Origin of the sequence: Hyphomonas polymorpha PS728 (assembly GCF_000685315.1) — a bacterium.
GTDB lineage: Bacteria > Pseudomonadota > Alphaproteobacteria > Caulobacterales > Hyphomonadaceae > Hyphomonas > Hyphomonas polymorpha.
The window spans coordinates 143,279-152,903 of record NZ_ARYM01000011.1; the positions used below are offsets into that span (position 1 = coordinate 143,279).

The window sequence follows — 9,625 nt, forward strand, 5'->3', positions numbered from 1 at the left end:
ACCCGTCAGTCTGCGTCCAGCCCGAATGCTGTGTGAAGTGCCCGGACCGCCAGTTCTGTATAAGGCGCCGCGATCAGAACGGAAATCTTGATCTCGGAAGTGGCGATGACATCGATGTTGATGCCTTTCTCGGAGAGGGCAGTGAACATCTTTTCGGCAACGCCGGTATGGCTCTTCATGCCAACGCCGATAATCGAGATTTTCGACACGTCGCGGGCAACCTCGATCCGCTCGTAACCGACTTCGGCCTGGAGCTTCTCCAGCGTCTCGCGCGCAAACGGGCTGTCACGGTCGGTGCAGGTGAAAACGAGGTTTGCCTTGGAGGCTTCGCGCGAGGACGCCTGGACGATCATGTCCACGTTCACGCCAGCGCGGGCCAGCGCGGAGAAGATCTTCGCCGAGGAGCCGGGCTTATCGGGCACGCCATACAGCGTGACCTTGGCCTCATCCCGCGAATAGGCAACGCCGCTGACGACCTGTTTTTCCACGATCTCTTCCTCTGAACAGACGAGGGTGCCGGGGCTCTCCTCGCCGGGTTTCACAAAACTGGACAGCACGCGCACCGGCACGCCATGGTTCATCGCCAGCTCCACCGAGCGGGTCTGAAGCACTTTGGCGCCGAGCGAGGCCATTTCGAGCATTTCCTCATAGGAAATCTTGTCGATGCGCTGGGCCTTGGGAACGATGCGGGGATCGGTGGTGTAGACCCCGTCCACATCGGTATAGATGTCACAGACCTGCGCGCCGAGGGCGGCGGCGACGGCCACGGCGCTGGTATCAGACCCGCCCCGGCCGAGCGTGGTGACGCGAAACTCGTCGGTCACACCCTGGAAGCCGGCGACCACGGCGATTTCGCCGCTGTCGATGGAATCGGGCAGCGAGCTGTCGTCAAAGCCCATGATGCGGGCGCGGCCATGGCTGTTATCGGTCTTCAGGCGGAGCTGCCAACCAAGCCAGGACCGGGCCTTCAGGCCGCGGCGGCGCAGGGCCAGCGCGAGGAGGCCAGCGGTCACCTGCTCGCCAGAGGCGACGACCACATCATACTCGTCGTCATAGAGGTGTCGGGGCAGATCCTTGCCGGCAGCGCCGTCTGCCAGGGCGACAAGCTTGTTGGTCTCGCCCGACATGGCCGAGACGATGACAGCCATCTTCTCGCCTTTCGCCGCCCGCGCGGCTACGATCTCCGCCACATTCGCAATACGGTCGAGATCGCCGACCGAGGTGCCGCCGAATTTGAGTACTGTCCGCGCCATTTCGCCCCAAATACCTTCTGGCCCCTTGAGGCCCGCTCATTTATCGGCCCCTCTAGAAGAAAGTTCGGCCGGGATCAAACAGGATTGCTAAACAATGGCGAGAACAATTGACGCGTCTGATGCCCCGCCGGTGACCCCCAGCATAGACCCTGCGGAAGTTGCAAAATTTTCGGCCATGGCAGCCGATTGGTGGAACCCCGACGGCAAGTTCAAGCCGCTCCACCGGTTCAACCCCACCCGGCTCAAGTTCATCCGGGAGACGGCCGAGCAGCATTTCAGCCTGCCGCCCCGGCAATTGCGCCCGCTGGAAGGGCTACGCCTGCTCGATATCGGCTGCGGCGGGGGCCTCGTCTCTGAACCGATGGCGCGGCTGGGCGCGTCAGTGACCGGGGTGGATGCCTCCGAGGTCAACATCAAGACCGCCCTGACCCATGCCGCCGAACAGGGGCTCACAATCGATTACCGCGCCGGCACTGCCGAGGGCCTGCTGGCCGCTGGCGAGGCGGCGTTCGATATCGTGCTGAACATGGAAGTGGTCGAGCATGTGGCCGACCCGGCGCAGTTCCTGATGGATACCGCGCGCCTCGTGCGCCCCGGCGGGCTGATGATTGTCGCGACGCTCAACAAGACCGCCAAGGCGCTCGCCACGGCTGTCATCGGCGCTGAATACATCCTGCGCTGGCTGCCGCCGGGCACGCATGACTGGTCGAAATTCCTGGCGCCCGAAGACGTGACCGGCCCGCTGGAACGCGCCGGCCTGGAAACCGAGCCGGCCATCGGGGTGAGCTTTCAGCCGCTGAGCGGCGCGTGGAAACTCTCCGGGGACACCAGCGTCAATTATATGGTTGTTGCCCGGAGGCCCGCCGCATGATCGCCCTTCCCTCCCCCGCGACCGTCCACGGCTTCTGGTTTGGCGGATCGGCGTCGTCCCCCGACGTGCTCGAGACCCATGCCCCGCTCTGGTTCAATGGCGGGGAAGCCTTTGACCGGTTGCTGACCGCGCAGTTCCAGCCGCTGCTGGAAACGCTGTCGGCCGGGCCGCTGGCGCATGACTGGGCCGCGCGCGGGGCACGTGAGCGCCTGGCGGCAATCATCGTGCTGGACCAGATGAGCCGTAACATCTTCCGGGGCAGCCCGCGCGCCTTTGCGCAGGACATGCTGGCGCTTCATCTGTGCAAGGAAGGCCTCGCCGCCGGGGAGGATCGCGCGCTGTCTGAAGTCGAGCGGGTTTTCTTCTATCTGCCGCTGGAACATTCCGAAGCGATGGGCGATCAGGAGCAGTCGGTGGCCCTCTTCACCCGCCTGGCAGACGAGGCACGCGACCCGTTCCGAGACTTCACGAAGACCACGCGCGACTATGCCCAGCAACATCTCGACGTGATAGCCGAGTTTGGCCGCTTCCCGCACCGCAACAAGGCTGTGGGCCGCGAAAGCACAGACGCGGAGAAGGAATGGCTGGCCGAGGGCGGCGGTTTCTGAGCTCAGATGCTCGCGGTGCCTTCTGCCGGGCCCGAGGCAATCTCGACACGGCCCTCCAGCTTGCGGGCGGTTTCTTCCTGCACGGCGCGGGTGAGCGGATACCGGCGCGCCAGCTGGCCGGCCAGCAGATAGAGAAGTCCGGGAAGGAAACCGAACACCAAGACGAGGCCAAAGGTTGCCCCGTCCGAATTCTCCTGCCCCGGACGGAAGCCCGCAATCCGGCCAACCAGGAAATACCCCACACCGAAGGCAAGGCTGGAGCCGACCTTGTTGAAGCTGGTCAGCAGGGCGTAGAAATTGCCCGCCCGGTTTTCGCCGGTCTGGGCGGCCTGCCATTCAACCACATCTGCCGTCATGGCGCGCGACAGGAAGATCGGCGCGCTGAACGGAATGCCCGCAATCAGAGACGCAATCAGGAAGGTGGTGAAGTTGCCGAAGGGCGCCAGCGGAATGAAGGCGATGAAGGCAACGCCGGAAAAGGTGGTGGCAATGAAGAAGGCGTTGCGCTTCTCCGTCCTCTTCGCCAGCCAGAGCCAGAAGGGCAAGGCGAGGATCGCCATGACGAAGAAAAGCATCAGCGTCATGCTGGTCTGCGCGTCGTTTGCGCCAAAGGCATATTCGGCCACGAAGAGGAAGTTTGCCGCCGTCACCGAGATGGCCGTGGAAACGAGCAACTCCATGGTCACCAGGCGGCTGAACATCGGCCCGCGCAGGGCTTCGATCAGTGGGCGGATTTCAAACTTCTCGACAGACTTTGACTCCCCCCGCAGGCGCGGATCCGGCACGAAGAAGCAAGAGAGCGCCGCGGCAATCGGCAAGGTGAGGATCATCATCCAGCCCATCACGGCAACCTGGCCAAACCGGTCTGCCTCCACGCCGAGGGTGGAGAGGATCAGCGGAACGGCGAGCAGAATGAGCATCGAGAAGACCGAGATGATCTCCGGCCAGAGGAAGAGGCGCGAGCGGTCGTCATAGTCACTCGCGATTGCCGGCACCCAGGAGGAGCGCGACGTCTGCAGCAGCGTGAAGCCGACATAGAAGACCAGCATCCAGCCGATGAAATAGCCCGGACCGGCCCCGACAGGCGGCATGTAGACGAAGAAGGTGGAGATGCCGAGGATCGGAACGCACAGGATGATCCAGTGGCGCACCCGGCCGAGCGGCGTGCGGTAGCGGTCGACCATGTAGCCCATGACCGGATCGGTCACGATGTCCCAGAAGCGCAGGAGCATGAACAGGAGACCCGTCAGCTCCAGGCCGAGGCCAACGCCATGGGGCGCTTCATTGGCGTAGAGCGGGGCGAGATATACGCCCAGAGGCAACCCGACACCGGCGATGGGTATACTGAGGGACGCGAACGCCAGTACGCGCGGAAACGACAAACGCTTTGACTGTGATTGGGACATGCCGCGCACAGTGCCTTGGGCGAAGGTGACGGCCAAGTCATTTTTTAACTGTCCGGTCGCTTGACGTGGCGGCGATGCCACGCAAACTGCAGCGCCAAAAGCAGAGGGAGGATGCGGCGCCATGATCCGCAACATAGTGATCGGCCTCGGAGCCATCATCGGCATCATCGTTGCCGTCGTCCTGTTCCGCACGGCAAGCTATGGCGCCGAGCCGGTTGGCGGGCGGGTTGAGCTTCCGCAAGCACCGGCCATTTCCTCTGAACGCGGCGCACAAAATCTTTCCGCCGCGATCCGCTTCCGCACCATCACGGTGGCCCCCGGCGATCCTCGTCCGGGTCAGGAGGAACCGTGGATCCAGCTTCATCAATGGCTGGAGGAGACCTACCCCGCCGCGCATGCTGCAATGCAAAAGGAACTGGTGCCCGGCACGCTGACGCTGCTCTACACTTGGGCCGGATCTGACCCCACGTTGAAGCCAATTCTTCTGATGGCGCACCAGGATGTGGTGCCGGTAAATATCGGCACCGAGGGCGACTGGACGGGTGCGCCCTTCGATGGCGATATCGTGGACGGCTATATCTATGGGCGCGGAACGATTGACGACAAAGGCTCGCTGGTCGCGCTGATGGAAGCGGCCGAGGCGCTGGCCGCATCAGGCTTCGAGCCACGCCGCACCGTGTATTTGATGTTCGGCCATGACGAGGAAGTTTCCGGATCAGGCGCGGAGGCGGGCATTGCCCTGCTCAAATCGCGCGGCGTCGAGCCGGAAATGGCGCTGGATGAAGGCTTCATGATCGTTGACCCCTCCCCGCTGACAGGCAAGCCGATGGGGTTCATCGGGATTGCCGAGAAGGGGTATCTGACGCTGGAAATCATCGCCACCGGCGAGGGCGGGCATTCTTCCACGCCGCCGCGTGATTCGGCAGCCGTGCGCCTTGCCCGCGCGGTGGTGGCCCTGGACGACAATCAGATGAAAGCGGATTTCAGCAAACCTCCGGTGTCTGACCTTTTCCGCTCTGCGGCCAATGACATGCCCTTCATGCAGAAGATGGCGTTTGCCAATCTCTGGCTCTTTGAAGGCATGATCGATCAGCAGATGAGCGGGATTGCTGCGGGCAATGCGATGATCCGCACGACCACGGCCCCAACGATGCTGGCGGGATCGGCGAAGGAAAACGTTCTGGCCCAGCGCGCCAGCGCGATGGTGAACTTCCGTATACACCCCAACAATACCGAAGAGGACATTATCGAACATGTCCGCACGGTGACCGCCGGGATCGAGGGCATCGAGATCAAGGTTGGCCAGCAGGGCATCCGCGGTGAGGGCGCTTCGCCGGTTTCGCCTACGGACAATCTTGCCTATGCGGTTCTGGCCAGCGTGGCCGAGGCAACGTCTGGCGGCGCGCCCGCGGCGCCGGGCCTGGTGCTGGGGGCGACGGATGCGCGCTATGCCAGCGCCATCACGCCGAATGTCTATCGCTTTGCCCCGGCGATCATGTCTCCCGACGATCTGACCGGGTTTCACGGCACGAACGAACGCCTGGCGGTGGAGAATATGGGCCGGCTGGCCACGGGCTATGCCCAGATCATCCTGGCAATGGACGCCGGAGAATAAGCCGGCAGGTTTGGCCGGATTTTTGTTGGATCGGGCGGGTGCATCAAGGCACCAGAACGACCTTGCCGACAACTTGCCGGCTGCGCATCATGTCGAAGGCGCGGCGCCAGTCTGCCAGGGGGACTTCGGCGTGAATGCAGGGTTTCACCTTGCCTTCCTCGGCCCATTTCCAGATGGCTTCGAGATTCTGCCGGCCTTTTTCCGGGAACTGACGGCCATATTCACCGGCGCGGACGCCGACGACGGAGAAGCCCTTGATCAGCGGCATGTTCACACTGACGGTGGGGATGCGGCCCGAGGTGAAGCCGATGACGAGCAGGCGGCCATCAAAGGCGATGCAGCGCACGCTTTCATCGAACACATCGCCGCCGACCGGATCGTAGATCACATCTGCCCCGCGCCCGCCGGTGAGCGCCTTGACCTCTTCGCGGAAGCCGTGCGTGACATTGATGACGTGATCGGCGCCGCGCGCCTTCACGACTTTCAATTTTTCATCCGAGGCCGAGGTGGCGATGACGGTGGCGCCGAGCAATTTGCCGACCTCAACTGCCGACATGCCGACGCCGCCGCTGGCGCCGTGGACAAGCAGGGTTTCGCCCGGCTGGAGATTGCCGCGGATGGCGAGCGAGACATAGGCAGTGAGATAGGCCGCGCCGTAGGCTGAGGCTTCAACGAAAGTGAGCGCGGCGGGCTTTTTGCGCAGGCCGGCGGCGGGCATGGCGATGTAGTCTGCGAAGGCGCCGATGCGGCTGCCCCCGGCGACTTCATCGCCGGGCTGAAACTCCGCTACCCCCTCCCCCACAGCGTCGACCACGCCGGCAAGCTCCATGCCGAGGGTGAAGGGAAGCTCCGGCTTCAGCTGGTATTTTCCTTCCGTCATCAGAAGGTCTGGGAAGTTGAGGCTGGCGGCCTTTATGGCCACGCGCACCTCGCCCGATTTGGGCTGAGGCAGAGGCACTTCTTTCAGGCCCGTACCAGCGAAGTCGGGGGCCAGTTCACTGACAACAAGAGATCTCATTATTTTTTGGCCGCATACATATCATGAACCATCCGGGCGATTTCGGCGCAGGCCGCGCGCGAGCCTGGCGAGAGGAAGGTGAAGGCGGTAAAGGCGTGAGCGAGCGTGTCGTAGCGCTTGTGTTTCACTTTCACGCCGGCGGCCTTCAGGCGCTCGGCATATTCATCCCCCTCATCCACCAGCGGATCATGCCCGGCGGTGATGACGACGGCAGGCGGCAGGCCGGTGAGATCCTGCTCCTGACCGGGCGAGACGTTGAGGTCGGTATAGTCAAACCCTTCGGGCAGATATTGTTTCATGAACCAGTCCATCGTGTCCTGGCTGAGGGAGAAGGTGTTTCCGAAGGCGGTCTTGGAGGGATAGTGCTTCGAGATGTCGATGGCCGGATAGATGAGCAGCTGGAGCGCGGGGATCGGGCCGCCCTCCCGTTTCATCCGCTGGCTGATGATAGCGGAGAAGTTACCGCCCATGCTGTCGCCGCCGACGGCCGCCTTGCCCGCCGGAGCGCCGTATTTCTCCGCATTCGCCACGCCCCATTTGTAGGCGGCAAAGCAATCGTTGAGGCCTGCCGGATAGATATGCGGAGGGGCCAGACGATAATCGACCGAGAGGACAGGCGCCTGGGCGCCCTGGGCGAGCATGCCGCAGAAGGCGTGGCAGGTATCCATGTCTCCGATGACGCCGCCGCCCATATGGAAATAGACGATCAGGGGGTGACGCGGATCCTGCGAGGCGGGCGTATAGAGGCGCACGGGGATCTCGTTTGCGTCCGGCCCCGGAATGGTGAACTCCTCAACGCCGACGCCGCCGGGCAGCTTGTCCTGGAAGAGGGCAAGCTGGGCTTTCACCGCCTGCTGGACCAGCTCTGCCGGGAGGGTGGACATGGGCGGGGCGTTGCGGCCGTTCCAGGCGACGAGCTGGAGCTGTGGCTCCAGCGTGCGGCCTTCGACGGTCACGGGCTTGCCGCCGGCCATATTGACGATCATGCCGCCGGGCAGGCTGGCGATCGCCTTGGCGATCACGCGCTGAAGGCTCATGGAACTTCCTCCCTCTTGTCTCTCTGGGGCAAGAAGGTGACGGCATTTTCGCCCGCCGCCAAGGGGTTCCCCGGCGGCGGGAGACTTATCTCTGCGCGTCGAGCGTTTTCATGCCTGAAAGCAGCAGCGTGCAGGCAAAATGCGTGGCGCCTTCGACATCGATGGGCCGGCGCTTCAGCATATAGTCGCCCATCTCGCGGGCGATGCCGATGGCAGCGGCGGTGAGATATTCGGTGTCGACAGTCGGCTTGATGCCCTGTTTTTCAAGGATGTGCTCCAGGTCTGCCCGGATTTCCTGGGCCACGGCCTGCATTTCGGGCGTATCGACACGCACGCCGATCAGGGCGATATGGGGGGCGCCATTGTCGATGGCCTCTTCATTCTCCCGCGCGATGAAGCCGAAATAGGCGCGGTAGGCGTGTTCCATATAGTCTTCGAGGCTTTCGGCGCGGGCGCGGACATCGGCCAGCCGGTCGCGGAAACGCTGGGTGGAATCTTCGGCGATGGCCTGGAAGACCTCCTCTTTCGACTTGAAATAATTGTAGAAAGTGCCCGAGGCGAGCTGGGTTTCGCGGATAATGTCGCGCACCGTGGTGGCCTCAAACCCGATGCGGGCGAAGACCTGGCGGCCGGCCTGCAGGATGGCGCGGCGGTTGGCAGCCTTGGTGCTGGCCCGCTTGCCGGAGAGGGGGGCGGGGAGTGTGGTATCGGCCATGGAGGGTCTTCCCGAGTGATGTGGGCTGACACTGCACCCGGCGTCATCTCGCGTCAACTTTGCGATCTCGTAGAGCAGCCATGCGTCCGGCACTGGTCAATCTCCGCCCTGCCCGCGCCCGACACAGGCCATATCGCGGCCCGAGCGGGACAATCCATGAACCCCTCCCAGCGCAGGATGGGACACATTGCGCCCGAAAGGCGCAAGTCCGGGGAATTACGTATTGCCTACAGGATTTCGTCCGAGGGGCGGCCGGGGCGGCTTTTATAGCCGGGGATGGACCAGCCGAACTTCATGGCCCCGCCCCGGATGGCGAAGGCGACGAGCGCGGCGGGGATGGCGGCGGCCATGACAGGCAGACCGGCCAGGTGCAGCCCGGTATAGGTGGCCGCGCCGGCCAGCGCCGCGGTGATGTAGATCTCCGGGCGCAGGAGGATGCAGGGCTCGCCGGCGAGCTGGTCGCGCAGGATGCCGCCGAAGCTCGCCGTGATGACGCCCATGACGACGGCGATGACCGGGGAGCCGGTCGCCTCCAGCGCCTTCCACGCGCCGAACACGCAATAGGCACCAAGGCCAATGGCATCGAGCCAGAGGAGGAGCTTGAAACGGGACTCGAAAAGGTGGGCGGTGAAATAGACCAGGACGGCGGTGACCAGGCAGATCATCAGATAGTCGTGATTGACCACCCAGAAGACGGGGACATCGAGGATGAGATCACGCACCGTGCCGCCTCCTACCCCGGTGAAGGCGGCGAAGAACAGGAAGCCGATAATGTCGAGCTGCTTGCGCGAAGCGGCCAGCGCGCCAGTGGCGGCGAAGACGGCGATGCCGGCATAGTCAAGGATCAGGATGGGGTTCATGGCGCGCTCCCTGTGCTTGAGGGAGAGGGATGGGGGAGAGCGGCGGGGGCGTCAATTGGGGGGAACTTTTGATTCCACGTCTTGTCAAATTCAAACTACCAAAGGAACCTTCCAACATTCTCTCAACTTTTTGAGCGCCTTTATCCGAGGTCGGAGCGGAAAATGATATCACCTGTAGGATTTATTCCGCTAAGCGCACTTTATGAGCGGGCCTTCGATGGGTAATCATCCCATTTTTAAGC

The 9,625-nt window shown here is 63.3% G+C and carries 9 protein-coding genes; 3 read left to right on the top strand and 6 right to left on the bottom strand.

Annotation, left to right across the window (positions count from 1 at the left end):
* Positions 1 to 5: 5 nt before the first annotated feature.
* Entirely contained in the window at positions 6 to 1,253 is a 1,248-nt protein-coding gene (locus tag HPO_RS10995) for an aspartate kinase (RefSeq protein WP_035598391.1), read from the bottom strand.
* Between the two features lie 94 nt (positions 1,254 to 1,347).
* On the opposite strand from HPO_RS10995, the gene ubiG reads away from it, so the two are divergent.
* Both ubiG and HPO_RS11005 read left to right on the top strand, forming a co-directional pair.
* Complete coding sequence (ubiG, locus tag HPO_RS11000; RefSeq protein WP_035598394.1) at positions 1,348 to 2,124, top strand: bifunctional 2-polyprenyl-6-hydroxyphenol methylase/3-demethylubiquinol 3-O-methyltransferase UbiG; 777 nt, start codon at positions 1,348 to 1,350, stop codon at positions 2,122 to 2,124.
* Positions 2,121 to 2,732 carry a DUF924 family protein gene (locus tag HPO_RS11005; RefSeq protein ID WP_035598397.1) on the top strand — a complete coding sequence of 204 codons (612 nt, stop codon included), beginning with the start codon at positions 2,121 to 2,123 and terminating at the stop codon, positions 2,730 to 2,732. The genes ubiG and HPO_RS11005 overlap by 4 nt, the downstream gene beginning before the upstream one ends.
* Positions 2,733 to 2,734: 2 nt before the next feature.
* Here HPO_RS11005 and HPO_RS11010 read toward each other — a convergent pair whose 3' ends face one another.
* A complete protein-coding gene (locus HPO_RS11010) occupies positions 2,735 to 4,138 on the bottom strand; it encodes an MFS transporter (protein WP_162174036.1) in 1,404 nt (467 codons plus the stop codon).
* A gap of 121 nt (positions 4,139 to 4,259) precedes the next feature.
* Here HPO_RS11010 and HPO_RS11015 point away from each other — a divergent pair, with 121 nt between their 5' ends.
* Positions 4,260 to 5,753: a M20 family peptidase gene (locus tag HPO_RS11015; protein ID WP_035598401.1), complete on the top strand. Its 1,494-nt coding sequence runs from the start codon at positions 4,260 to 4,262 to the stop codon at positions 5,751 to 5,753.
* A gap of 43 nt (positions 5,754 to 5,796) precedes the next feature.
* Here the strand turns inward: HPO_RS11015 and HPO_RS11020 are convergent, their stop codons facing one another.
* The 4 genes from HPO_RS11020 to HPO_RS11035 all read right to left on the bottom strand — a co-directional run bounded on the left by HPO_RS11020 (position 5,797) and on the right by HPO_RS11035 (position 9,383).
* Positions 5,797 to 6,771 (bottom strand): NADPH:quinone oxidoreductase family protein, encoded by a 975-nt coding sequence (locus HPO_RS11020; RefSeq protein ID WP_035598403.1) that lies wholly within the window; start codon positions 6,769 to 6,771, stop codon positions 5,797 to 5,799.
* Positions 6,771 to 7,808, bottom strand: coding sequence for an alpha/beta hydrolase (locus HPO_RS11025; RefSeq protein WP_035598405.1), 1,038 nt, complete (start codon positions 7,806 to 7,808; stop codon positions 6,771 to 6,773). The genes HPO_RS11020 and HPO_RS11025 overlap by 1 nt, the downstream gene beginning before the upstream one ends.
* An 85-nt stretch (positions 7,809 to 7,893) precedes the next feature.
* Complete coding sequence (locus tag HPO_RS11030) at positions 7,894 to 8,523, bottom strand: TetR/AcrR family transcriptional regulator (protein ID WP_035598407.1); 630 nt, start codon at positions 8,521 to 8,523, stop codon at positions 7,894 to 7,896.
* Between the two features lie 227 nt (positions 8,524 to 8,750).
* Positions 8,751 to 9,383, bottom strand: a complete 633-nt coding sequence (locus HPO_RS11035) for a trimeric intracellular cation channel family protein (protein ID WP_035598410.1) — start codon at positions 9,381 to 9,383, stop codon at positions 8,751 to 8,753.
* Between the last annotated feature and the right edge of the window lie 242 nt (positions 9,384 to 9,625).

What these genes read in the sequence shown, in the direction of transcription:
- HPO_RS10995 (WP_035598391.1), bottom strand. Translation starts at nt 1,253, where the DNA reads ATGGCGCGGACAGTACTCAAATTCGGCGGCACCTCGGTCGGCGATCTC.
- ubiG (WP_035598394.1), top strand. Translation starts at nt 1,348, where the DNA reads ATGGCGAGAACAATTGACGCGTCTGATGCCCCGCCGGTGACCCCCAGC.
- HPO_RS11015 (WP_035598401.1), top strand. Translation starts at nt 4,260, where the DNA reads ATGATCCGCAACATAGTGATCGGCCTCGGAGCCATCATCGGCATCATC.
- HPO_RS11030 (WP_035598407.1), bottom strand. Translation starts at nt 8,523, where the DNA reads ATGGCCGATACCACACTCCCCGCCCCCCTCTCCGGCAAGCGGGCCAGC.
- HPO_RS11025 (WP_035598405.1), bottom strand. Translation starts at nt 7,808, where the DNA reads ATGAGCCTTCAGCGCGTGATCGCCAAGGCGATCGCCAGCCTGCCCGGC.
- HPO_RS11010 (WP_162174036.1), bottom strand. Translation starts at nt 4,138, where the DNA reads ATGTCCCAATCACAGTCAAAGCGTTTGTCGTTTCCGCGCGTACTGGCG.
- HPO_RS11035 (WP_035598410.1), bottom strand. Translation starts at nt 9,383, where the DNA reads ATGAACCCCATCCTGATCCTTGACTATGCCGGCATCGCCGTCTTCGCC.
- HPO_RS11005 (WP_035598397.1), top strand. Translation starts at nt 2,121, where the DNA reads ATGATCGCCCTTCCCTCCCCCGCGACCGTCCACGGCTTCTGGTTTGGC.
- HPO_RS11020 (WP_035598403.1), bottom strand. Translation starts at nt 6,771, where the DNA reads ATGAGATCTCTTGTTGTCAGTGAACTGGCCCCCGACTTCGCTGGTACG.